Raw genomic sequence first — 22,897 nt, forward strand, 5'->3', positions numbered from 1 at the left:
TGGGTTGTGCTGGTGCGGCCCATTCTGGTCGCGTTCACACCGGGGACGGAGCGGGGCGCGGGTTCTCGACATCGCCGCCCGAAGTTTTTTTGGCGGCTGTTTCGGACCGCGTTCACTACTTCGCGTCGCGGTCGAACAGGGACCTGGACCAGTAGTGGCCGAGCGCGGCCAGCGCCACGCACCAAGTGACCGCGATCCAGCCGTTGTTGCCGATCTCGGTGCCGAGCAGCAGACCGCGCAGGGTCTCGATGGCGGGGGTGAAGGGCTGGTACTCGGCGATCGGCTGGAACCAGCCCGGCATCGCGTCGATGGGCACGAAGGTGCTGGAGATCAGCGGCAGGAAGATCAGCGGCAGCGCCGTGTTGCTGGCCGCCTCGGGGTTCGGGCTGGACAGGCCCATCCCCACCGCGATCCAGGTCAGCGCCAGGGCGAACAGCACGAGCAGGCCGAACGCCGCGAGCCATTCCAGGGCGGTGGCGTCGGTGGAGCGGAAGCCGATGGCCACACCGACGGCGCCGACCAGGACCAGGCTGGCGAGCACCTGCATGACGCTGCCGACGACGTGCCCGATGAGCACGGACCCACGGTGGATCGCCATCGTACGGAAGCGGGCGATGATCCCCTCGTTCATGTCCATGGAGACGGAGACGGCCGTGCCGATCGTGGTGGAGCCGATGGTCATCAGCAGGATGCCCGGGACGAGATACGCGATGTAGGCGGAGCGGTCCGCCCCATCACTGCCCATACCTGCGCTCATCGCGCCGCCGAAGATGTAGACGAAGAGCAGGAGCAGCATGACCGGGGTCAGCAGCAGGTTGAGGGTGAGCGACGGGTAGCGGCGGGCGTGGAGCAGGTTGCGGCGCAGCATCGTGTTCGAGTCGCGTACGGCGAGGGTGAGGGCACTGCTCATCGGACGTCCTCCTTGGAGTGGCTGGGCTGGCTGGGGACGTTGGTGGGGCCGGTGGTGGAGCCGGTGGTGGGGCCGGTCAGGGCGAAGAACACGTCGTCCAAGTCGGGGGTGTGGACGGTCAGTTCGTCCGCCTCGACCCCGGCCGCGTCCAACCAGTCGAGCAGGGAACGCAGTTCGCGTTGGCTGCCGTCGCTGGGGATCTGGAGAGTCAGCGCCTCGTCGATGGGGGTCCCCCCGCGCGAGCGAAGCCGAGCGTGGGGGAGGGTGACCTCGCGCAGGGCGGTGGCGGCGGAGCGGTAGGCGTCGGGGTCGGTGAAGCGGAGGCGGACGTGGCCGCCGGGGATGAGGCGTTTCAGTTCCTCGGCGGTGCCCTCTGCGGCGATCTTCCCGTCGTTCAACACCGCGATGCGGTCGGCGAGTTCGTCGGCCTCCTCCAGGTACTGCGTGGTGAGGAAGACGGTGACGCCGTCGGCGACCAGCCCGCGGATGATCTGCCACATGGTGTGCCGGGAGCGCGGGTCGAGGCCGGTGGTCGGCTCGTCGAGGAAGATGATCCGGGGGCTGCCGACGAGGGTCATTGCGATGTCGAGGCGGCGTTTCATGCCGCCGGAGTAGGTGGAGGCGGGCTTGGTCGCGGCCTCCGTCAGGTCGAACCGCTCCAGCAGCTCGGCGGCGGCCTTCCGCCCCTCCTGCCTGGGCAGGTGGTGCAGGTCGGCCATGAGGAGCATGTTCTCCTCGCCCGTGATCAGGCCGTCGACCGCGGAGAACTGGCCGGTGACACCGATCGCGGCCCGCACCCCGTCCGGTGACGTGGCGATGTCGTGGCCCGCGACCTGGGCCTGTCCGTCGTCGGCGGTGATGAGAGTGGAGAGGATCTTGACGGCGGTGGTCTTGCCGGCGCCGTTCGGGCCGAGCAGCGCGAAGACCGACCCGGCGGGGATGCGCAGATCGATGCCGTCGAGGACGGTCTTGTCGCCGTACGACTTGCGCAGACCGAGGGCCGAGATGGCGGCGGCGATCTTGTTGGACGCGTTGGACGCGTTGGACGCGTTGGATGTTTTGGGCGTGGGCATGACAGACGAAGGCATGTGCCCCTCCTGGGAGAAGGCTGAAGTGGTGGGAGCGGAGCGGGAGTTGGAGGTGGTGCTCAGACCTTGGCGCGGCGGACGTCGATGTTGCCGTGCCGGGTACGGGCGCGGATCCTGACGGTGTCCTCGGTCTGCCCCGGGGTGTCGGACGCGGTGAGTGCGTTGCGTACCTGGCCGGAGTTCGAGCTGACGTCGAGCCAGGCGGCCGTGCCCTCGCGGACGCCGATGTCGATGGAGCCGAAGGCGGTCTCCAACTGGACCTCGCCACGGGCTACTTCGTCCACGCGCAGGGTGCCGTGGGCGGTGGTGGCGGTGACCGAGTCCTCGGCGCGCCGGATCTCGATGTCGCCGTTGGAGCCGCTCACCCGCAGTTCGCCGGTCGCGGCGCCGACGGTCGTGGTGCCGTGCGAGTTCTTCAGGACGGCGGAGCCGTCGACGAGGCCGACGCGCACGCTGCCGGAGCTGGTGGTGATCTCGGCCGTGCCCTCGACCCGGTCGACGGTGATCGAGCCGTGCGACGCGGTCAGGTGCAGGGGGCCGGTCGTGTCGAGCCGGACGTCACCGGACGAGGTCTTCACGCGGACCTCGCCGAGCCGGCCCTCGCCGAGCACCTGGGCCCAGGCGCCGGTCATGTCGACGCGTGAGCCCGTGGGCAGTTCGACCGTCACGTCGACGGTGCCGGTGCGGCCGAGGCCGAGCAGATTGCCCTTGGGCGTCCTGACGTTCAGGGTGCCGCCCGCGTACGTGACCTCGGTCTGGTCGGCCGCCCGTACGTCCACGTCCTTCTTCGGGTCGCGGGGCCGCACCTCGACGACCGTGTCGGGACGGTCGCCCGCGGTGAACTGGATGGAACCGGCCTCGACGCGTGCCGTGACCGAGATCGCTTCGGGAGTGTCGAAAGTAGGCATGGCTGTCCCGTCCTCTTGGGTCTTGGAGACGTCCCCGCAGGTGGGACGTGGTGTGGGTGAGGTGGAGTGGGTGGGGTGGTGTGGGTGGGCGTGTGGCTAGCGCACCCAGCCCGTGAAGCTCTGTCCGACGGTCTGGGCCTTCTCCGGCGTACGTGGCCGTGGCCGGGTGCCGCCGTCGACCGCGGCCGACACGGCACGCACCAGCCACGCGTTGACCGACAGGCCCTCGCGGGTCGCGGCCTCCTCGGCACGGGCCTTGAGGTGGGCCGGCAGGCGGAGGTTGACGCGGGCGATGCCGCCCTCGTCGCCGTCGGCCGTGGCCGGGTGCGTGAGCGCTTCGAGGGGAGCGTCCGGTTCCGTGGGGGTGTCGCCTTCGGTGGGCGGCAGCGTCACCACGAAGTCGGGGTCGAGCCCGCGCAGCCGTACGTCGACCGAGCCCGGGGCGAGATCGCGGGTGATCTCGTCCGTCGCGGCGGAGAGCACGTTGAGCATCATCAGCCGGGTCGCCGACTCCAGGGGAGCGGTGAGCCTCTCGGCCAGCTCGCGGGCTTCGACGCCACCGGCTTCGGCGGCCACCGCGAGTTCGCGGCGGAGGGAGTCGACGTACGGGGTGAGGTCCATGACGCCATTGTGGCACCGATGTGGCACCTAGGCAAGCCTTGATGGCGCCGACGGGGGGTGGGGTGCGGGGGCAGCCAATCTGACCTGCGGAAATGTGAATGTGTGGCTTGAGTGAGCGTGGTGCCGGGTGCGCCGATGCCCCTCTGGGGGCATGAAATGGCGCCGGGTGGCACCACTTGACATCAAGTGGTGCCACCCGGCGCCATGCCATGCCATGCCATGCCATGCCATGCCATGCAGTGTGGTGCGGTGTGAGTGTGGTGCGGCGTGGTGGTCAGCAGGCGCGGATGGACAGCACCGGCGCCCAGTTCACGCCGGTGGTCTGGCTGCTGCGGGCGGGGGGCATCTGCCAGGTCGACCCGTTCGTGAAGGTCAGCAGGGGAGAAGTGCCCGGGGTCTGGTTGTTGTCCCACGAACCGACGCTGAACCACGGGATGGTCCACGTCACGCCGCACCTGTAGATGCCGAGGCGCTCGCCGCTGAAGTTCTGGCCCGCGTACGCGCAGAACCAGCCGTACCTGGCTCCGCCTATGCACTCGGTGGAGCCGATCCCTTCGGCGAGTATGCCCACGTCGCCCAGTTGCCGGATCTGCTTCTCGCCCGGCACGGTGAGGTTCAGGACCGCGCCCTTGAGGTCGATCTGGTTGGGCGAGATCTGGGTGCCCCGGCCGTCCAGCTTGGCCAGGTAGGCGTCGACCTTGTTCTGGAGGCCCGTGGCCTGCTCGGCGCTGAGGCCTGCCCCGCGGGCCTCAGTGACGAACGCGGCGCGGCCTGTGTCGGGCGCGGCGCTCGCCGTGCCGGTCCCGGCGACCGTGGCGACGATCGCCACCATCGCCAGGAGAACACTTGCCAGACTTGCTCCTGCCTTCTTGCGCACGGTGTTCTGCTCCTTCGCGTTCGGCCTTCCGGCTTCCGGTGTCCTTCAGTGCCCTACAGATGTAGCGGCTCGCGCGTTGTTCGCGTTCGAGGCCTGGTGTCGAACAAACAAGTCCTGAAAAATGCGACGCGCCGCGCGAGTCGTGACACGGGGGAACGGGGAGCCACGAGGAGCTGCGGGGACCATCGGGGAGGTGCGGCGATGCCGCGCAGAGAGCGACCGCTGGACGCGGGGGACGGTCCGTTAGTCGAATTCGCCTCAGGATTGCGGAAGTTGAGGCGGAAGGCGGGGAATCCGCCGTACCGGAGACTGGCGGAACAGGCGCACTATTCGATCTCCACCCTTTCCTCCGCCGCCTCCGGGCAGGGGCTGCCGACACTGGCGGTGACGCTGGCGTACGTGCGGGCCTGCGACGGGGACGTCGAGGAGTGGGAGCGGCTCTGGCGGGAGGTGGCGGTACTTCTCGGCGAGGACCATCCGGCCGCCGGCCCGGAGGAGGAGGGCGACCAGCCTCCTCCGTACGCCGGACTGCGGTCGTTCCGGGAGGAGGACTCGGAGTGGTTCTTCGGGCGGGAGCGGCTGCTGGAGGAGTTGGTCGGGCGGCTGGAGCGGCAGCGGTTCGTGGTGGTGATCGGGGCCTCGGGGTCGGGCAAGTCGTCGTTGCTGCGGGCCGGACTGGTGCCGCGCCTTGAGGCTGCCGCCGCGACGACGGTGGTCGTACTGACGCCGGGGGCACGGCCGTTGGAGGAGTGCGCCGTGCGGCTCGGGGCGATGGCGGGCCTCATGCCGGGTGCGCTGTACGGGGAGTTGAGGGAGGCACCGGAGAACCTGGGGCGCCTGGTACGGCAGATCACCGCGCGGCCCGGTGCGGCCGACGGTGAACTCGTGCTGGTGGTCGACCAGTTCGAGGAGACGTTCACGCTCTGCCAGGACGCCGTCGAGCGCGAGCGCTTCATCGAGGCGCTCGTCTCCGCCGCATCGGCCCCCGGCGGCCGATGTCGCGTAGCCCTCGGCGCCCGTGCCGACTTCTACGCCCACTGCACCCACCACGCACCCCTGGTCGAGGCGATGCGCGACGCGCAGGTACCGGTCGGGCCGATGAACCTGGACGAACTGCGCCGGGCCGTCGTACAGCCCGCTCGACGGGCCGGGCTGACCATCGAGGGCGCCCTGCTGACCACGCTCATCGCCCAGGCCCACGGCCAGGCCGGCGTACTGCCACTGCTGTCCCACGCCCTGCTGCAGACCTGGCGGCGCCGACGCGGCAACGCGCTGACACGGGACGCGTTCGAGGCGGCGGGCGGTCTGGAGGGAGCCCTCGCCCGCACGGCCGAGGAGTTCTACCAGGAACTAGACGCGGGGCGGCAGCAGTTGGCCCGCCAGGTGTTCGTACGGCTGACCGCCCTGGGGGACGGCACGGAGGACACTCGGCGCCCGGCACGCTTGGAGGAGATGGACGGGCTGGCCGGGCAGACCGGCCAGACGGGGCTGGCCGGAACGGGTGATGGCGGCGGGCCCGGTGACGGCAATGGGGCCGGTACCGGAGGCGGCGAGGTCCGTGCCGTACTCGACCTGGCGGCGCGCGCCCGCCTCCTCACCCTGGACCGCGAGCGGGTGGAGCTGGCCCACGAGGCGCTGATCCGATGCTGGCCCCGGCTGCACGGCTGGCTGACCGAGGACCGTGAGGCCACCCGGACCGCGCGCCGTCTCACCGACGCCGCCCAGACCTGGGAGGCACTGGGGCGCGAACCCGGCGCGCTGTACCGAGGCACCCGGCTCGCGCTGGCCGCCGGACTCGACCGTACGGCGATGTCCGTACCGGAGCGGGAGTTCCTCGACGCCGGTCTGGCCGCCCGGGCGGCGGAAGACGCGGCCGTGCGGCGCAGGTCCCGGTTCCGGCGCCTGGGCGTGGGGCTGCTGAGCGTCCTGCTCGTGCTGACCACCACGACCGCAGCCCTGGCCGTACGGGCACAGCGGGCGGCGGACCAGCAGCGCGACGTCGTCGGTTCGCAGCGGGCCGCCGAACGGGCGGCGGCACTGCGCGGCGTCAACCCGGCACTGGCGGCCCAACTCAGCTTGGCCGCCTACCATTTGTCGCCCACCCCGGAGGCGCGCGGCAGCGTACTCAGTACCTTCGCGACCCCGTACGCAACCCAGTTGACGGGCCGTCAAGGTGCCGTCACCGCACTGGCGTTCAGTGCCGACGGCCGTGTCCTGGTCACCGGCGACGCCGACGGGACCGTGCGATTACAGCGGGTGCCCGACTCGCACCGGCCGGCCGACCCGGTCACCCCGGGCCGCCTCGGCGGCGCCGTACACACGGTCGCCGTCAGCCCCGACGGGCGGCTGCTGGCGGCCGGGGGCGAGGACGGCACGGTAGGGGTGTGGGACATCGGCGACGTACGGCACCCCCGGCTCGCGACCCGGCTGCCGGGCGACGCCGGTCCGGTGGTGGGGTTGGGATTCGCCCCTGAAGGCCGCAACCGCAGCCGCACCCTCACGACCGCCGCCCGCGACGGAATCCGGGTCTGGCACCTGTCGAACCCCCGCCAACCACGCGCCCTCGCGACCTTGGACGCGGGCCCCGACATCACCGCCGCCACGTTCCACCGGGACGGCCGCACGCTGGCCACGGGACACGATGACGGCGCGGTACGGCTGTGGGAGCCGTCGGAGTCGGGCGGCCGGCTACGACTACGCCAACTGTCGACGGTACCGGGACGGACGGGCCTACCCGGCGAGGCAGGCGGAGCCGACTGGACCGACCAGGCCACCCCCACATCCCAGGCCTCCCCCACCACCACCCCCACCGCCCACACCGGCCCCGTCAACGCAATGGCCTTCGCCCCCGACGGTCGTCAACTCGCCACCGGCGGCGCCGACTTCACCGTGCGGCTCTGGGACGTGGGGCAGGCGGCTCGGCCCCGCCAGACGCAGGTGCTCACCACGCACACCGATGCCGTCAACGCCGTCGCCTTCAGCCCCGACGGGCGGCGGCTGGCCACCGGCGGTACCGACGGCACCGTACGGCGGTGGGACGCGGAGGGTGATGGTGTGGAAGGTGATGGTGTGGAAGGTGACGGTGACGGGTCCGTTCGGGAGGCGGCCGTGCTCACGGGGCACACCGGGAGCGTCCGGGCGCTGGCCTTCGGGCCCGGGGGACACACGCTGGCCAGCGGCAGCGAGGACCAGAGCACCCGGCTCTGGGACCTGCCCGGCCCCGCCCTGACCGGCGCCACCAGCTCCCTCTACTCCGTCGCCTTCACCCCCGACGGCCGCCTGCTCGCCACCGCCAGCTACGACCGCACCGTGCGCCTCTGGAACCTCGCCGACCCGAACCGTCCCCGCGAACTCCCTCCGCTCACCGGCCACACCGGCCCCGTCAACTCCGTCGCCTTCCGCCCCGACGGCCGCACCCTCGCCAGCGCCAGCGCCGACGGCACCCTGAGGCTATGGGCCCCGGAGGCGGCGTCCCGGCTCCTCAGCGCGGTCCCCGCCCGGGTCGGTCACGTCAACACGCTCGCCTTCAGCCCCGACGGGCGCACCCTGGTCACCGGCGGCGAGCAGGGCACCGTACGCCTCTGGAACACCACCGACGTACGCCGCCCCCGTCCGCTGTCCGCCCTGTGGCTGACCGGTGCCGTGGACTCCGTGGCGTTCGCGCCCGACGGTCGCACCCTGGCCGTGGCCAGCCGGAACCGTACGGCCACCCTCTGGAACGTCACCAGCCGACGCCACCCCGCCCGGCTGTCCGTCCTCACCGGCCACACCGGCGCCGTGAAGTCGGTCGCCTTCACGCCCGACGGCCGCACCCTCGCCACCGGCAGCGAGGACCGCACCGTACGACTGTGGAGCCTCGACGACCCCCGCCACCCGCTCTCCCGCGACCGACTCACCGGCTACACCGACGGCGTCATGTCCGTCGCCTTCGCGCCGGACGGCCGGACGCTGGCCGCCGCGAGCGCCGACAAGAAGGTGCGGTTGTACGGGCTGACAGCCGACGCCGAGGTCCGAGAACCGGTGCTGCTGACCGCCCACACCAAGCCGGTGGACACCCTCGCGTTCAGTCCCGACGGCCGCACCCTGGCCACCGGCAGCGAGGACTGGACCGCCCTCCTCTGGGACCCCGACATCGACCGCGTCGCCGCCCGCATCTGCGCCACGGCCTTCCCGACCATCACCCGAGCCGAATGGCGCCAGTACTTCCCGCAGTGGAAGTACCGCCCACCGTGCGGAAGTTGAGGCCCTACGGCGTCGGCGTCGGCATCGGGCGGTGCGCCAGAAGGGCTTCGACTTCAGATCACCTGGGTCACCTGGCTATGCGGGCCACACCCCCATAGATGCCGATCTCCTCGGACCTCTCCGGCGGCGGGCCGTCGGGGCGCCAGAACGGGACCTGGGCCAGGCCGGGGTCGACCAGTTCGAAGCCGTCGAAGAGGCGCTCCACCTCGGCGCGGGGGCGAAGATTCAGGGTGGCGGTGGCCTTCTTGCTGTACTCGGCTTGGGCGTCCGTACGGTCCGCGAAGTCGCCCGTGGCGTGCGAGAGGACCAGGAAGCTGCCGGCCGGCAGCGCGTCGCGCAGGGTGGCGACGATCTCCCCGGGCTTCTCCGCGTCGGTGAGGAAGTGGACGACGGCCACCAGGAGCAGCGCGACCGGCTCGTCGAAGTCGATGTTCCGGCGGACGTCCGGGTGCTCCAGGACGGTCCGGGGGTCACGCAGATCGGCCAGCACGGTACTGGTCCCGCCGCCGGAGCGGCTCAGCAGCGCGTCGGCGTGCGCCTTCACGATCGGGTCGTTGTCGACGTACGCGACCCGCACCTCGGGCGCCAGCTCCTGGGCGACCTCGTGCACATTCGGCGACGTGGGCAGCCCAGTGCCGATGTCGAGGATCTGGCGTACACCGCCGCCGACCACGTGTCGGACCGCCCGCCGCATGAAGGCACGGTTGGCCCGCAAACCGATCCGCACCTCGGGCGCGGAGGCGGCGAGCGCCTCACCGGCCTGCTGATCGACCTCGTAGTTGTCCTTGCCGCCCAGCAGATAGTCGTAGATCCGGGCAGGGTGCGGTCTGCTGGTGTCGATGTCCTCGATCCGGACGTGATCCTGACTCACCCTGCGTTCCTCCCGGTCGGCTTCCGCGTCAAGTTCCGTATCAACTGCCGTATCAACTTCCGTTCCCGTGAGGGTAGTTCAAGGCGACGGGGACTTGACGAGGCACGTCGTCATCGCTGCGCGCCGACGTATTCGATCGCCGTCGACATCCGGCCCGCTCGCACCGGACCCGCTCCGCCCGGGTCTGTTCGGGCGCCGTCGGGCCAGTCTCCGGCCCAGTGCCTGCCCCGGCGCCTCGATGTACCGGTAGCTCAGGACGCACAGCGGCAACAGCACGGCGAAGAAGGCCACTTCCAGCAGGGGAGTGTCCTGTCGCCGTCGGCCGATCGTGCCGTCGCTCGCCATCAGCAGCAGCGGATGCAGCAGGTAGACCGAGTAACTGATCGTGCCCAGACCGATCAGCAGAAGCGGTACGCGGCGGTGGCGCAGCGCCAGTCCGACGCCGAAGGTGAGTACGGCCAGCAGGAACGCCGTGATCCAGCCGCGCCGCGTGAACTGGGCCCCGTCGCCGTGCCCGTACGCGCTTCCCACGGCGCAGACGACGACCACGACGGCCATACAGGCGGCGTACCACCAACTGCTCCGGCCGTGCTCGGCCCGGTGGACGACCGTGCCGAGGAACATCACGGCGAGGATCACCAGGCCCTCCCACACCGGGACCGTGCCGTTGAAGAGGACCAGCACGAGTGCGAGCGCTGCGCCCACCCCGCCGCCGAACACCTGGAGCCGGGGCGACCTGGCGCTCGTACAGCAGATGGCGACGGTCAGGGCGATCGCCGTGAGCGTGACCAGTGTGCCGGTGCCGACCGCCTCGGAGAGGGCCGAGACCGGGAGCGCGACCCCGGTCGCCACGCTCACGGCGGCGAGCACGGCCAGGGTGACGGCGACCGGCGCCGGCCGCTCGTGCCGGCGGACCGTGAAGAGGGCGACGACCAGGAGGTAGAAGGCCATCTCGTAGGAGAGCGTCCACAGGACGAGGAGGAGGTTGGGGGTGCCCAACAGCTCCTGGAACAGGGTGAGATGGGCGACGGCGGTGGTGGCGGCGCCGAGGTCGGTGCGTGGCTCGGTGACCCCGAGGAGGCCGAGGGCGAGGACGGTGGCGACGGCCGCCACGCACAGGGGGTAGATGCGGAACACCCGCCCGATCCAGAACGTCCGTACACAGCCCCGGCGTTCGAGCGACGCCGGGATGATGTAGCCGCTCACCAGGAAGAACACCATGATGCCGTACCGGCTGGTGTTGAACTCCGGGACCAGCTCCCGCCGGAACTCCGGGAGGAAGGAGTACGCCGAGTGGTCGAACACGACGACGAGCGCCGCGATGCCCCGCAGGGCGTCCAGCCACCCCAGTCGGCCCGACCGCCCCTGCGACGGGCTCGGCGGGGCGGTCATGGGGTGGGCTTCACGGGGACGCAGGGCTCGGACTCGGCCTCGGTCGTGGAGGAGTCGAGCGTGTACCGGTCGATCTCGTAGGCGTGTACCGCCTGCGGCTCGGCGCTGCCCTCGCTGTTCTCGAAGACCAGCACGTTGCCCCGGCTCAGGGTGACCCGCACGGGCACGGTCCAGGCGTGGACGGGTTCACTGACGATGTCGTCCTTGCCGACCGACACGAGCCGGAGGGCGGCGGCCCTGCCCCACGGCTTGCAGGTGTACCCGGGCGGGAGCAGCTCCACGTCCACCACGATGCCGTTCGGGCGCAGTTCCCGCGCGAGTTCGTACTGGGCGTCGAGGTCGATCCGTTCGCCCTGGAGGGTGAGCGTGACCCTGCCGTCGCCGTGGCGCTCCACCGCGTACGCCACCGAGTCGGCCGGCGTACCCGGTACGACCACCAGGGCGAGCCCGGCCACGGCACAGGTCGCGGCGGCGAGGGCGATCCGGCGCGGGGTGACCAGCGGAGCGTCCCGGCGGTGCACGGAAGTGTCCGCAGTGTCCGCAGTGTCCGCGTCGCCGCTGCCCATCCCCGCGTCCCCGATGTCCACCCCCGTCCCACCGCTGCCCGCGCCCGCCTCCCGCAGCTCGATCTCCCGCTGCAACTCCTTCAGCAGCCGGTCCTCGAACGACGTCCTCCTCGTGCTCATGCCTCGCCCTTCCTGACGTACAAAAGTGATGTGTCCGGCGTCGTCTCCACAGCCCTTCGACCCGCCTCCCCGCGCAGCGCCTTGCGTGCCCGGTGCAGTCGGACCCTCGCCGTGACCGGGCGGATGCCCAGCGCGGACGCCGCCTCCGGGATCGTGAGCTGGTCCACCACGATCAGCTCCAGGACGGCCCGCTCGCCCTCGGGAAGCCGTTCGAGAGCGGCCAGGGCGCGTCGCCCTGGACTCTCCGCGTCGAGCTTGTCCTCGATACGGGCGATGTCGTCGGCGTCCAGCAGCCGCCGCCCGGAGAACCGCCGGTCCCGCTCGGCCTCCCGGGCGACCCGACGCCGCTCCGACGACACGACGTTGCGTGCGATGCCGTACAGCCAGGCCGTCTCGTTGCCCAGGCGCGGCTTGTACGTGTGGGCCGAGTCGAGCACGGCGAGGAAGATCTCGGCCGTCAGATCGGCCGCCGTGTGGGGGTCGTCGACCCGTCGGGCCACGAACCGCAGCACGGCGTCGACATGACGCCGGTAGAACGCTTCGAAGAGCGCCGGGTCATGGACGGCATCGGAGGGCCCACCCCGTAACCTTTCCGCCTCCGCACCATCCACTGGCATCTCCTTCGCGTCCTGCTCGCAGCGGCCTTCGCTCTTTCACCTGTTCTTGGGCGGAGACCCGAAAAGCGTTACAAGCCGCCGACCGCCGATGCCCGCCCACCGGCAACGCCCGTCCACCAGCAATACGGAATCCGGCCGACATCCGACCGGTATCCGGCTGGCGCCGGACAGGCCCTGGCGGCGGTGGACCCGCCCCGGATCCACTCCGTTCCGCCCCTCGAACGAACCTGTCGATGACACCACGAGCCACTCTGGAATCCCGCGTTCCGATTCACTCGAACTGGATTCCGGTTAGCGAAATCCGGGCGTTCGCGAAGGTCGATCTGGCGTTCGAAAGCGACTTAATCCTCGTCGCCACACTTCGGCCGATTCCTGTCCATTAATGCCGCATATTAGGCAATATCTGAAGTGCTCCTGGTCACTATTGGTTGATCCCAGAAGCACAATGGGCATCTTGATCATCATGACCACCGAGACACGCACACCCCATCCAGTCCTCGATCAAGCCGCCATCACGAGCCTCCTCTTCCGCGACGGTTCGGACGGAAACAAGATCCACGGCCGCTGGCGCAAGGCGGTCTCGAACGAACTGTTCCGGTACCGTCCCGGACTCGGAACCCAGCAGCGCTGGCAGCTCGCCTACGAGCGGCTGCGCGTGCTGAACAACGAGGTCCCCTCACCCGAGAACTTCGCCAACGATCCACGCGGACTTGCGGCGTTGCACGAGTGGACCTGCCCGGTGGACGGCGCCACCGTCACCGTGGCCGGGATTCACTACAACCTTTTCCTCGGCAGCGTCGTCGACGACCAGGTGTCCCCGCCCCGCGAGTTGGCGGACTTCACGTCCATGACCCGTATGGGCACGTTCCTGTGCACGGAGCGCGCGCACGGCAACGACGTACCGGCGCTGGAGACCGTCGCCCGCTACGACCGGGAGAACGACGAGTTCGTCCTGCACACCCCGCACCCCGGGGCGCAGAAGTACATGCCCAACACCAGTTCCTCGGGCGGCCCCAAGACCGCCGTGGTCGCCGCGCGGCTCATCGTCGACGACAAGTACCTGGGCGCCTTCCTCTTCCTCACCCCGCTGAGCGACGAGTACGGCACCCTGCCCGGCATCACCGTCACCCAGCTGCCCGAGCGCATAGGCACCTCGGTGGACCACTGCGCCACCGACTTCGACCACGTACGGCTGCCCCGCACCGCCCTCATCCAGGGCGCCCACGGACAGCTCCTGCCCGACGGAACCCTCGTCAGCTCCGTCGGCAGCCCGCGAAAACGGTTCATCCACGCCATCAGCAGAGTCACGGCGGGCAAACTGTGCATGAGCGCGAGCGGGCTCGGAGTGGCCCGTACGGCGCTCGCCGTCGCCGTCCGGTACTCGTACACCCGGCACATCTCCGGGCCGGTCGCCGGACAGCGCGTCCCGCTCGCCGCCCACCGCAGCCACCACTCCCGCCTCCTCGACCACACCGCCACCGCCTACGCCATGACCTTCCTCCACCGCGTGGCCACCGAACGGTGGGTCACCCACAAGCCCGAGGAGCGCGCGGACGCCGAACGGCTGGTCGCCGTCACCAAGGGGTGGGTCACCTGGCGGGCCCGCGAGATCGCGACCGAGAGCCGGGAACGGTGCGGCGCGCGCGGGCTGTTCCTCGTGAACGGGCTCGCCGACCTGGCCGGCAACATGGACGGCGCGATCACCGCCGAGGGCGACAACCTGGCGATCTGGTGCAAGGCCGGCGCCGAGATGATCTTCGGCCATGAGCTGGCGGCCGAGCCCGTCCCGGCCACCGGCGACGAACCGCTCACCGACCCCGGCCTGCTGCGCCGCGCCCTCACCGCCGCCGAGCGCTACTGGCACCTCGCCGCCCGACGCGACCTGCGGAGCGGGGGCGGCGGCGACGCCCTCGGCCGCTGGAACAACGCGTCCGACGCCGCCCTGAACCTCGTGGAGGTGTACGCGGTCGGCCAGGCCGCCGACGCCTTACTCGCCGCCACCGCCCGTGTCTCCGACCCGATCACGCGCTCCGTCCTGGAGGACCTCGGCGCGCTCTTCCTCCTCCGTCAGGTCAGCGCCCGCAGCGGTCTGCTGCTCGCCGAACGGGCCCTCACCGCCGACCAGGTCCGCGCCCTCCCGGAGACCCTGAACACCCTCACGACCCGGCTCGCCCCGCACCTCAGCACCCTGACGCAGGCCTTCGACGTCCCGGAGGAACACCTGTTGTCACTGCCGATGCTGACCGGCGCGTGATTCTTCCGGTCTGTGCGATGTGGGCTGCGATGGGGCAGTTCTTGGCCTAAAAATGACGTGTGCATGATGTTCGGTTGAGGCGGTGGCCCAGTTGAGGCAGAGGTTCAATTGGGGCAGACGCTCGACCGGGACAGCCGATAACGCGCGCCGGGCGTGTGGGGGATGTACGCCCGGCCGATCGGCAAATCGATCCATGTGCGGCTCAAGCGGCCCGCCGCAACACCCGGTACAGCCCCGCACTCACCGCGAACCCCACCAGGCACGTGATGTCACCGAAGGCCGGCCACTGGTCCGGCACCCAGCCCACGTACTTCTCCTGGTTCGAGAAGAGCGGCACCGACACCACGATGCCCGCCAACAGGGAGGCGATTCCAGGCCAGTTGGCGAAGGACCGGTCGGACAGCCGCGCGGCCAGCGTCTCCACCGGCGTCCGCGTCTGAAGCCACCGCTCCACCAGCACCACACCCAGCCACGGACCCACCCAGTAGGCGATCACCAGCAGGAACGCCTCGTACGCGTGCCCCGCGTCCGCCAGCGACGACCAGGCCGCCGCCGTACCCGCGAGCCCGCACAGCACGACGATCGCGCCGCGCCCCAGCCACACGGGGAGCCGGAAGCCCAGGGACGTGACCGACATCGCGGAGGAGTAGACGTTCAGGGCGTTCGCCGAGACCGCGCCCAGGATGATGGCGAGCAGCACCAAGTCGCTGAGCCAGCCCGGGAGATGACCCGTGAAGGCCGCTGTCGGGGACGCGCCCTCGGGAGCGACGATCGTCGCCGAGGCCGCGCCGATCAGCGACACGACGGCGACGGACACGAACAGGCCCACGGCCGGGTAGAGCGCGGTCCGGAACCGGTCGGCCGTACGGGGAAGATAGCGGGAGTAGTCCGAGGCACCCGGGTTCCAGCCGGCCGTGTACCCCCAGGCCGCGCTGAAGGCGAGCAGGAACCCACCGATACCGCCGCCGGCGCCCGGCGCGCCCAGGTCCGCCTCCTTGAACGTCCAGACACCGGCCAGCAGGAAGACGACCGCCAGCGCCGGGAACGCGTACTTCTCGAAGGCGTGGACGAAGTTGTGGCCGATGAAGCCGATCACGATCTCCGCCACCACCACGAGCAACAGGGAGGGGAGGGGCCGCAGTCCGGTCAGCGTGTTGAGCGCGAAAGCGGCGCTCACACTGTTGACGGCGAACCAGCCGACACCCGCGACAAGCGCGTTCACACCGGCGGGCAGCAGATTCCCCTTGAACCCGAAGGAGAACCGGCCGATCGCCATCTGCGGTACGCCGAACCGGGGCCCGTCGAGGGAGAGGATGCCGTGCGTCAGCGAACCGAGCGCGGTGCCCAGCAGCAGGGCCGCGGACGCCTGCCAGAAGTTCAGCCCGAAGAACAGGACCGAGATCACGCCGATGTAGACGGTCGCGAACTCGATGTTCGGCGAGGCCCAGGTCCAGAGCAACTGGAGGGGGCCGCCGTGCCGTTCGGCGTCCGGGATGGGTTCCGAGCCCGCCGTCTCGACGGCGATGACCTTGTCGCCGTACTCGGGGGCCGGGCTCACAGGGGTACTGGCCGGAGCAGTCGTCATGCGAGGTAAGTGTCCGGCCCCCGCCCGGCCCGGCCCAGGGGCGCATTGTCCGCTTCGGGGGGCTCGTCGGCGTACAGCTTGTACGGGGCAGCTTGTACGAGGGCTGCCGACAGCCCCCGTAAGCCTTATTCCTTGGGCTAGTCCTTGGGCTCCTCGCCGTTCTCCCTGCGCTTCAGCTCCTCCTCGCGGCGGCGCAGGTCGGCCTCCCAGTCGCGCAGGTGGGCGTCGTCGTCCTGCACCGGCTCGCTGTCGTCGGCCTTCTCGGCTTTCTCGACCTTTTCGTCCTTGAGGGACTTCAGGAACTCGGGGTTGTCGTCCGGGGCGACCCACTGGCCGCCCGAGGCGGAGCCCATGCGCCGGGAGGTGGCGCGGTCGCGGCCGATGATCAGCCAGGAGATGGAGCCGACCAGCGGGAACAGCAGGATGAGCAGGGCCCACACGGGCTTGGGCATGAAGCGGACGTCCTTCTCCTGCGTGGTCACGCAGTCGATGAACGCGTAGATGCTCAGTGCGAGAGGCACCAGGATGAGCAGCACCCGGAGCATGTATCGGTCCCCTTGAGTCGCTGTCCGGGCGCTCCGACGGTCGCGTCCGGCCCCCGCTGACGGGTCCAGGGTAGTGGGTGACGGATACTGGAACGCATGGCTTACGACGATCTTCGCTCCCTGCTCAGGGCGCTGGAGCGCGAGGGTGACCTCAAGCGCATCAAGGCCGAGGTGGACCCGTACCTGGAGGTCGGGGAGATCGTCGACCGGGTGCAGAAGGCAGGCGGGCCCGCGCTGCTCTTCGAGAACGTGCGCGGGTCGGCGATGCCGCTGGCGATGAACGTGTTCGGCACCGACCGCAGGCTGCTGAAATCCCTCGGACTGAAGTCGTACGAGGACATCAGCGACAAGATCGGCGGGCTGCTGAAGCCCGAGCTGCCGCACGGGTTCGTCGGTGTGCGCGAGGCGTTCGGGAAGCTCGGCGCGATGACGCACGTACCGCCGAAGAAGGTGAAGTCCGACAACGCGCCGGTGCAGGAGGTCGTCCTCAAGGGCGACGAGGTGGACCTCGACCGGCTCCCGGCCCTGTTCACCTGGCCGCAGGACGGCGGCTCCTTCTTCAACCTCGGGCTGACGCACACCAAGGACCCGGAGAACGGCGTACGCAACCTCGGTCTCTACCGCCTCCAGCGGCACGACAAGCGCACGATCGGTATGCACTGGCAGATCCACAAGGACAGCCGGAACCACTACCAGATGGCCGCGCGCAAGGGGGAGCGGCTGCCGGTCGCCATCGCCTTCGGGTGTCCGCCCGCCGTGACGTACGCGTCCACCGCGCCCCTCCCCGGTGACATCGACGAATATCTGTTCGCCGGGTTCATCGCGGGCAAGCGGATCGAGATGGTCGACTGCAAGACGGTGCCCTTGCAGGTGCCGGCGCAGGCGGAGGTCGTCCTGGAGGGCTGGCTGGAGCCGGGGGAGATGCTCCCGGAGGGCCCCTTCGGCGACCACACCGGGTTCTACACCCCGCAGGAGCCCTTCCCGGCGCTCACCATCGACTGTGTGACGATGCGGCGGCGACCGCTGCTCCAGTCGATCGTCGTCGGCAGGCCGCCGACGGAGGACGGCCCGCTGGGCCGGGCCACGGAGAGGTTCTTCCTCCCCCTCCTCAAGATCATCGTTCCGGACATCGTGGACTACCACCTCCCCGAGGCGGGCGGCTTCCACAACTGCGCGATCGTCGCGATCGACAAGAAGTACCCGAAGCACGCGCAGAAGGTCATGCACGCGGTCTGGGGCGCCCACATGATGTCCCTCACCAAGCTCATCGTGGTCGTCGACTCGGACTGCGACGTCCACGACCTGCACGAGGTCGCCTGGCGGGCCCTCGGCAACACGGACTACGCCCGCGACCTGACGGTGGCCGAAGGCCCCGTCGACCACCTCGACCACGCCTCCTACCAGCAGTTCTGGGGCGGCAAGGCGGGCATCGACGCGACCCGGAAGTGGCCCGAGGAGGGGTACACACGGGACGGCGGCTGGCCGGAGATGGTGGTGTCGGACCCGGAGACGGCGGCGACGGTCGACAGACGCTGGAAGGAATACGGCCTGTGAGTTCCGCATCTGCCTCTGCTGCACTGCCCCAGCCGGGGCGTACGAAAGCATTCCTGCGCCTGGTCATGATCGAGCACTCGATCTTCGCGCTGCCCTTCGCCTACATCGCGGCGCTCACGGCGATGTTCCAGGCGGACAAGGACATCCACTGGGGCAAGCTGCTCCTGGTCACGATCTGCATGGTCGGTCTGCGGACGTTCGCGATGGCCGTCAACCGGATCATCGACCGCGAGATCGACGCCCGTAACCCGCGTACGGCCCACCGCGAGCTGGTGACCGGCGCGATGTCGGTGAAGCACGCCTGGACCGGCGCGCTGATCGCCGTCGTGATCTTCCTGGGCTCGGCGGCCCTTCTGAACCCCCTCTGCCTGGCCCTCGCCCCCGTCGCCGTGATCCCGATGGTGGTGTACCCGTACGGCAAGCGGTTCACGAACTTCCCGCAGGCCATCCTGGGTCTCGCCCAGGCCATGGGCCCGGTCGGCGGCTGGCTGGCGATCACGGGGGAGTGGTCCTGGGACGCGGTCATCCTCGGTCTGGCGGTCGGTATCTGGATCGGCGGCTTCGACCTGATCTACGCCTGCCAGGACGTCGAGACGGACCGCGAGACCGGTGTGCTGTCGGTGCCCGCGCGCTTCGGCATCCCGGCGGCGGTGTGGGGCGCGCGCGCCTGCCACACCGTCACCACGGCACTTCTGGCCTGGTACGCGGTCGCCACCGACGCCGGTACGTTCCTCTGGGTCGGCCTGGTGGTCGTCGCGGGCGCGTTCCTGTACGAGCACAACATCGTGAAGCCGAACGACCTGTCGCGGCTCAACAGGGCGTTCTTCTCGGTCAACGGATTCATCGGAATCGCGCTTTTCGTGTGCGCGCTGCTGGACCTGCTGGTCCGGGGCCTCACGCCGTAGAGGTCAGCCTGCACGCGGCCTACTCGGGTTCACGCGCCGCGGGTACGGGGGCGCCGAGGAGCGGAAGGCTGAGCCGGGTCCACCGGTCCAGTGCCTGTTCCAGGCAGGCCTCGGCGGGGTCCAGTGCCCCGTCTGCCAGGTGGAGTTCGCGGTTCGGCAGTTGCAGTGCGAGCTGAACTACTCCATGAGGAACACCAACCTGGCGGAGGACGGTTACTTCGGCCCGGCGACCCGGGCTGCGGTACTGAAGTTCCAGGGCTGCGTCAACATCACCGTCGACGGGATCGTCGGTCGTGTCACCTGGGCAAGCCTCAACTACTGGGCCGCGTCGAACGCGTACGCGTGTTGACGAGTCGTCGTAGGACTCCTGGCCGCTGATCCCGGCCGGACAGGCGGCGCCGGATCCCCGGCGTCGCCGGTCGCGCGGAGGACACCTCCTCCGTGCCCCTACGCCACAGCGCCCGCCGAAGTCCTCCGTCGCCGGAAGACAACCGCCGCCCCCACCCCCGCTATCAGCCCGATCAGATGCCCCTGCCAGCTGACCCCCGTCTGGGTCGGAGCCAGGCCCGCCAGGAAGGTCGTGCCCCAGACGGCCGCCACGAGCAGGCCCGCCAGGATGCCCAGTGGCCGGCGTTCCACGAAGCCCGTCACCAGCAGGTAGCCGAAGAGGCCGAAGATCAGGCCGGAGGCGCCCGCCGTGTTGGTGTGCGCCGGGGCTATGAGCCACACACCCACTCCGTCGGCGACGATGATCAGCGCGCAGACCGCGGCGAACCGGCGCAGGCCGCCCAGGGCCGCGAGGAAGCCGAGGACCAGCAGCGGGACGCTGTTGGCGGCCACATGGCCGAAGCCGAAGTGGATGAAGGCGGCGGGGACGACATCGACCAGCTCGGAGGGCGTACGAGGTGTGATGCCCAGGCCGTCCAGCGCGTGGCCGCTCGCCACGTCGACGACCTCAAGCAGCCACAGCAGCGCCACCCAGCCGAGCATCAGCTTGGCGGCGGCCTTCGCGCGGTCACCGCCGGACAGGCGCGTGTCGGACAGTCGGCCACCGGGCCGGTCAGGACCCGCACCGGGCCGGACCATCCGCGCCGGACCCCACTTCTCCCACATGTGCAGACCCCCGTCCCGCCCATCACGGACGAATCAACTCGTCCCTTCCAGGGAACGCCCGAGCGCCCTCCCACGGTTCCCACCCCACGATGCCGGATAAGCTCGGTCCCGTGAACCCACTCAAGCCAGGAGAGACGCCGCGCGCGCCTTGGATCGTGGGGGTGTCCGGCGCCTCCGGCACGCCATACGCCGCCGCCGTCCTGCGCGGCCTCCTCGATGCGGGCGAGAGCGTCGACCTCGTCGTGTCCCGGGCCTCCCGGCTGACGCTGCTCGACGAGACCGGGATCTCCTTCCGGGACGCCCATTGGCAGGACGACCTGCGGGAATGGCTGACCCGGGGCGCCGACGGCAAGCCCGACACCTTCGACGTGGACATCAGCGGCGTACGGCACTGGGCTGCCGGTGACCTCGCCGCCGGGCCGTCCTCCGGGTCGTACGCCACCAAGGGGATGCTGATCGTGCCCGCCTCCACGGCCTGCGTGGCCGGGGTCGCGCTCGGGCTGTCCAAGGATCTGCTGCAACGGGCGGCCAGTGTGACCCTCAAGGAGCGGCGCGCACTCGTCGTCGCCGTACGGGAGTCCCCGCTCAACGGGCAGACGCTGCGGCACCTCGTGACGCTGGACGACGCCGGCGCGAGCGTCGTACCGGCCTCGCCCGCCTTCTACGCCGGTGCCACCCACATCCAGGACCTGGTGGACTTCGTCGCCGGGCGCGTGCTCGACGCGGCGGGCGTCCCGCACGGGCTGTACCGCCGCTGGGAGGGCGAACTCGGCGGCGGGGCGTCGCGTACGTCCCGTACTGATAACGGCTGAGTCCTGGGCCGTATCAGTGATTCGCGGTACCGCTCATCACTTTGAGCACCAGCAGAACCTTCAGCACATTCAGCACTTCAGCATCATCGGCAAACTTCAAGATTCTTCATCGGAAGGCTCGATCGCATGGACGCGGTGGACAGGCAGCTCATCCAGGCCCTGAGGGAGAACGGCCGGGCCTCCTATGCCGAGCTGGGGCGCCTCGTCGGTCTGTCGGGACCCAGTGTCACCGACCGCATCAACCGGCTGGAGGCGGCCGGTGTCATCACCGGGTACCGCGCCACCGTCGACTCCGCCTCGCTCGGCCTCGGAGTCATCGCGCTCATCGGCATCTCGTTGTCCGACGCGGCCGACCACGAGGACGTGGCGCGCCGGCTCCGGGACCTCGGTGAGATCGAGGACTGCTGGTTCATCGCGGGCGACGACTCGTTCATGCTCAAGGTGCGGGCGAGTGACGTCGACGGTCTGGAGAAGACGATCCGGCGGCTCAGCGGGATTCAGGGCGTCTCCAGGACCCGTACGACAGTCGTGCTCTCCACGAAGTGGGAGAACAGGGTCGGAGACCTGCCCGAAGAGGTCTGAGCGGTCAGGTCGTACGGTTGGGCATGTTGGCGGATTGCCGGACAAGGGTGTGGGAGTGGGTATGGACGTCGGACTCAAGCGCGAGCTGGAGCAGAAGGTCAGGGCCGGTGAGCGGCTGACCCGCGAGGACGGCATCGCGCTCTACGAGTCGGACGACCTCGCCTGGCTCGGCGGGCTCGCGCACGAGGTGCGGACCCGTAAGAACGGTGACGTCGTGCACTTCAACGTCAACCGGCATCTCAACATGACCAACGTGTGCACCGCCTCCTGCGCCTACTGCTCGTTCCAGCGCAAGCCGGGCGAGAAGGACGCGTACACGATGCGCATCGAGGAGGCGGTGAAGCTCGCCAAGGCGATGGAGGGCGAGAACCTCACCGAGCTGCACATCGTCAACGGGCTGCATCCGAGTCTGCCGTGGCGGTACTACCCGCGGTCGCTGCGCGAGCTGAAGGCGGCCCTTCCGGACGTCTCGCTCAAGGCGTTCACGGCGACGGAGATCCACCACTTCGAGACGATCAGCGGGCTGTCGGCGTCGGAGATCCTCGACGAGCTGATCGACGCGGGCCTTGAGTCGCTGACCGGCGGCGGCGCCGAGATCTTCGACTGGGAGGTCCGCGAGCACATCGTGGACCACCGGACGCACTGGGAGGACTGGTCGCGGATCCACCGCCTCGCGCACGAGAAGGGTCTGAAGACCCCGTGCACCATGCTGTACGGCCACATCGAGGAGCCCCGCCACCGCGTCGACCACGTCCTGCGCCTGCGCGAACTCCAGGACGAGACGAACGGCTTCCAGGTCTTCATCCCGCTCCGCTACCAGCACGACTTCGTCGACATGAAGGACGGCAAGGTACGGAACAGGCTCCAGGCCCGTACCCAGATGGCGACCGGCGCGGAGGCCCTCAAGACCTTCGCGGTGTCGAGGCTGCTGTTCGACAACGTCCCGCACGTCAAGGTCTTCTGGGTCATGCACGGCGTCCAGACCGCGCAACTGGCGTTGCAGCACGGCGCGGACGACATGGACGGCTCGGTCGTCGAGTACAAGATCACGCACGACGCCGACAACTACGGCACGCCCAACAAGCTCACCCGCGAGGACCTTCTCGACCTGATCCGGGACGCCGGGTTCCGGCCGGTGGAGCGCAATACGCGGTACGAGATCATTCGGGAGTACGAGGGTCCGGACCCGGCGCGTCGGGAGTCGCCGCAGCCGATGCGGGTGTGAGTTTGCGGGGCTTGGTGGGCGGGTGCGGGTCCGTCGTGGCTGGTCGCGCAGTTCCCCGCGCCCCTGGAGAGCGGGGCTGCGCCCCGGCTCTCCAGCTGGGAGTGAGGGCT

20 protein-coding genes are annotated in these 22,897 nt (G+C 70.1%); 8 read left to right on the forward strand and 12 right to left on the reverse strand.

Annotated elements, in window-relative coordinates; all coding sequences use genetic code 11:
* Positions 1 to 115 precede the first annotated feature (115 nt).
* From ACWDR4_RS23305 to ACWDR4_RS23325, 5 genes are all read right to left on the reverse strand, one after another.
* Positions 116 to 910, reverse strand: a complete 795-nt coding sequence (locus ACWDR4_RS23305) for an ABC transporter permease (RefSeq protein ID WP_450411199.1) — start codon at positions 908 to 910, stop codon at positions 116 to 118.
* On the reverse strand, positions 907 to 1,998 hold the full coding sequence (locus ACWDR4_RS23310) for an ATP-binding cassette domain-containing protein (RefSeq protein ID WP_450411201.1): 1,092 nt from the start codon (positions 1,996 to 1,998) through the stop codon (positions 907 to 909). Before ACWDR4_RS23310 ends, ACWDR4_RS23305 begins: the two co-directional genes overlap by 4 nt.
* Positions 1,999 to 2,057: 59 nt before the next feature.
* The gene (locus tag ACWDR4_RS23315; protein ID WP_450411202.1) at positions 2,058 to 2,906 is read right to left on the reverse strand and encodes a DUF4097 family beta strand repeat-containing protein; all 849 of its coding nucleotides are present in this window, start codon (positions 2,904 to 2,906) and stop codon (positions 2,058 to 2,060) included.
* 96 nt (positions 2,907 to 3,002) lie between these two features.
* On the reverse strand, positions 3,003 to 3,527 hold the full coding sequence (locus ACWDR4_RS23320) for a toxin-antitoxin system HicB family antitoxin (protein WP_450411204.1): 525 nt from the start codon (positions 3,525 to 3,527) through the stop codon (positions 3,003 to 3,005).
* 274 nt (positions 3,528 to 3,801) lie between these two features.
* Positions 3,802 to 4,404, reverse strand: a complete 603-nt coding sequence (locus ACWDR4_RS23325) for a peptidase inhibitor family I36 protein (protein WP_450411206.1) — start codon at positions 4,402 to 4,404, stop codon at positions 3,802 to 3,804.
* Between the two features lie 273 nt (positions 4,405 to 4,677).
* Here ACWDR4_RS23325 and ACWDR4_RS23330 point away from each other — a divergent pair, with 273 nt between their 5' ends.
* Positions 4,678 to 8,646, forward strand: a complete 3,969-nt coding sequence (locus tag ACWDR4_RS23330; RefSeq protein ID WP_450411208.1) for an nSTAND1 domain-containing NTPase — start codon at positions 4,678 to 4,680, stop codon at positions 8,644 to 8,646.
* Between the two features lie 67 nt (positions 8,647 to 8,713).
* On the opposite strand, the gene ACWDR4_RS23335 is transcribed toward ACWDR4_RS23330, so the two are convergent.
* From ACWDR4_RS23335 to ACWDR4_RS23350, 4 genes are all read right to left on the reverse strand, one after another.
* Entirely contained in the window at positions 8,714 to 9,517 is an 804-nt protein-coding gene (locus ACWDR4_RS23335; protein WP_450411209.1) for an SAM-dependent methyltransferase, read from the reverse strand.
* 78 nt (positions 9,518 to 9,595) lie between these two features.
* Positions 9,596 to 10,909, reverse strand: a complete 1,314-nt coding sequence (locus tag ACWDR4_RS23340) for an acyltransferase family protein (RefSeq protein ID WP_450411211.1) — start codon at positions 10,907 to 10,909, stop codon at positions 9,596 to 9,598.
* Positions 10,906 to 11,595: a hypothetical protein gene (locus ACWDR4_RS23345; RefSeq protein WP_450411212.1), complete on the reverse strand. Its 690-nt coding sequence runs from the start codon at positions 11,593 to 11,595 to the stop codon at positions 10,906 to 10,908. Before ACWDR4_RS23345 ends, ACWDR4_RS23340 begins: the two co-directional genes overlap by 4 nt.
* Entirely contained in the window at positions 11,592 to 12,206 is a 615-nt protein-coding gene (locus tag ACWDR4_RS23350) for an RNA polymerase sigma factor (protein ID WP_450411214.1), read from the reverse strand. Before ACWDR4_RS23350 ends, ACWDR4_RS23345 begins: the two co-directional genes overlap by 4 nt.
* Before the next feature lie 469 nt (positions 12,207 to 12,675).
* Here ACWDR4_RS23350 and ACWDR4_RS23355 point away from each other — a divergent pair, with 469 nt between their 5' ends.
* Positions 12,676 to 14,466, forward strand: a complete 1,791-nt coding sequence (locus ACWDR4_RS23355; protein ID WP_450411216.1) for an acyl-CoA dehydrogenase family protein — start codon at positions 12,676 to 12,678, stop codon at positions 14,464 to 14,466.
* 202 nt (positions 14,467 to 14,668) lie between these two features.
* Here ACWDR4_RS23355 and ACWDR4_RS23360 read toward each other — a convergent pair whose 3' ends face one another.
* Complete coding sequence (locus tag ACWDR4_RS23360) at positions 14,669 to 16,051, reverse strand: purine-cytosine permease family protein (protein WP_450411218.1); 1,383 nt, start codon at positions 16,049 to 16,051, stop codon at positions 14,669 to 14,671.
* Between the two features lie 137 nt (positions 16,052 to 16,188).
* Positions 16,189 to 16,596, reverse strand: coding sequence for a PLD nuclease N-terminal domain-containing protein (locus tag ACWDR4_RS23365; protein WP_450411220.1), 408 nt, complete (start codon positions 16,594 to 16,596; stop codon positions 16,189 to 16,191).
* 96 nt (positions 16,597 to 16,692) lie between these two features.
* Here ACWDR4_RS23365 and ACWDR4_RS23370 point away from each other — a divergent pair, with 96 nt between their 5' ends.
* From ACWDR4_RS23370 to ACWDR4_RS23380, 3 genes are all read left to right on the forward strand, one after another.
* The gene (locus ACWDR4_RS23370; RefSeq protein ID WP_450411222.1) at positions 16,693 to 18,150 is read left to right on the forward strand and encodes a menaquinone biosynthesis decarboxylase; all 1,458 of its coding nucleotides are present in this window, start codon (positions 16,693 to 16,695) and stop codon (positions 18,148 to 18,150) included.
* Positions 18,147 to 19,055, forward strand: a complete 909-nt coding sequence (gene mqnP, locus ACWDR4_RS23375; protein ID WP_450411226.1) for a menaquinone biosynthesis prenyltransferase MqnP — start codon at positions 18,147 to 18,149, stop codon at positions 19,053 to 19,055. The genes ACWDR4_RS23370 and mqnP overlap by 4 nt, the downstream gene beginning before the upstream one ends.
* 139 nt (positions 19,056 to 19,194) lie before the next feature.
* Positions 19,195 to 19,404: a peptidoglycan-binding domain-containing protein gene (locus tag ACWDR4_RS23380; protein ID WP_450411227.1), complete on the forward strand. Its 210-nt coding sequence runs from the start codon at positions 19,195 to 19,197 to the stop codon at positions 19,402 to 19,404.
* Positions 19,405 to 19,502: 98 nt separating this feature from the next.
* On the opposite strand, the gene ACWDR4_RS23385 is transcribed toward ACWDR4_RS23380, so the two are convergent.
* Entirely contained in the window at positions 19,503 to 20,141 is a 639-nt protein-coding gene (locus ACWDR4_RS23385; RefSeq protein ID WP_450411342.1) for a rhomboid family intramembrane serine protease, read from the reverse strand.
* Positions 20,142 to 20,257: 116 nt separating this feature from the next.
* On the opposite strand from ACWDR4_RS23385, the gene ACWDR4_RS23390 reads away from it, so the two are divergent.
* The 3 genes from ACWDR4_RS23390 to mqnE all read left to right on the forward strand — a co-directional run bounded on the left by ACWDR4_RS23390 (position 20,258) and on the right by mqnE (position 22,787).
* Entirely contained in the window at positions 20,258 to 20,980 is a 723-nt protein-coding gene (locus ACWDR4_RS23390; protein ID WP_450411228.1) for a UbiX family flavin prenyltransferase, read from the forward strand.
* 126 nt (positions 20,981 to 21,106) lie between these two features.
* Positions 21,107 to 21,562 (forward strand): Lrp/AsnC family transcriptional regulator, encoded by a 456-nt coding sequence (locus tag ACWDR4_RS23395; RefSeq protein ID WP_105972321.1) that lies wholly within the window; start codon positions 21,107 to 21,109, stop codon positions 21,560 to 21,562.
* Positions 21,563 to 21,623: 61 nt separating this feature from the next.
* Positions 21,624 to 22,787: an aminofutalosine synthase MqnE gene (gene mqnE / locus ACWDR4_RS23400; protein ID WP_450411230.1), complete on the forward strand. Its 1,164-nt coding sequence runs from the start codon at positions 21,624 to 21,626 to the stop codon at positions 22,785 to 22,787.
* The last annotated feature ends 110 nt before the right edge of the window (positions 22,788 to 22,897 follow it).

The organism is Streptomyces sp. NPDC000878, assembly GCF_053599695.1.

What these genes read in the sequence shown, in the direction of transcription:
- ACWDR4_RS23305 (WP_450411199.1), bottom strand. Translation starts at nt 910, where the DNA reads ATGAGCAGTGCCCTCACCCTCGCCGTACGCGACTCGAACACGATGCTG.
- ACWDR4_RS23310 (WP_450411201.1), bottom strand. Translation starts at nt 1,998, where the DNA reads ATGCCTTCGTCTGTCATGCCCACGCCCAAAACATCCAACGCGTCCAAC.
- ACWDR4_RS23315 (WP_450411202.1), bottom strand. Translation starts at nt 2,906, where the DNA reads ATGCCTACTTTCGACACTCCCGAAGCGATCTCGGTCACGGCACGCGTC.
- ACWDR4_RS23320 (WP_450411204.1), bottom strand. Translation starts at nt 3,527, where the DNA reads ATGGACCTCACCCCGTACGTCGACTCCCTCCGCCGCGAACTCGCGGTG.
- ACWDR4_RS23340 (WP_450411211.1), bottom strand. Translation starts at nt 10,909, where the DNA reads ATGACCGCCCCGCCGAGCCCGTCGCAGGGGCGGTCGGGCCGACTGGGG.
- ACWDR4_RS23345 (WP_450411212.1), bottom strand. Translation starts at nt 11,595, where the DNA reads ATGAGCACGAGGAGGACGTCGTTCGAGGACCGGCTGCTGAAGGAGTTG.
- ACWDR4_RS23355 (WP_450411216.1), top strand. Translation starts at nt 12,676, where the DNA reads ATGACCACCGAGACACGCACACCCCATCCAGTCCTCGATCAAGCCGCC.
- ACWDR4_RS23360 (WP_450411218.1), bottom strand. Translation starts at nt 16,051, where the DNA reads ATGACGACTGCTCCGGCCAGTACCCCTGTGAGCCCGGCCCCCGAGTAC.
- ACWDR4_RS23365 (WP_450411220.1), bottom strand. Translation starts at nt 16,596, where the DNA reads ATGCTCCGGGTGCTGCTCATCCTGGTGCCTCTCGCACTGAGCATCTAC.
- ACWDR4_RS23370 (WP_450411222.1), top strand. Translation starts at nt 16,693, where the DNA reads ATGGCTTACGACGATCTTCGCTCCCTGCTCAGGGCGCTGGAGCGCGAG.
- ACWDR4_RS23385 (WP_450411342.1), bottom strand. Translation starts at nt 20,141, where the DNA reads ATGGTCCGGCCCGGTGCGGGTCCTGACCGGCCCGGTGGCCGACTGTCC.
- ACWDR4_RS23390 (WP_450411228.1), top strand. Translation starts at nt 20,258, where the DNA reads ATGCCGGATAAGCTCGGTCCCGTGAACCCACTCAAGCCAGGAGAGACG.
- ACWDR4_RS23395 (WP_105972321.1), top strand. Translation starts at nt 21,107, where the DNA reads ATGGACGCGGTGGACAGGCAGCTCATCCAGGCCCTGAGGGAGAACGGC.
- mqnE (WP_450411230.1), top strand. Translation starts at nt 21,624, where the DNA reads ATGGACGTCGGACTCAAGCGCGAGCTGGAGCAGAAGGTCAGGGCCGGT.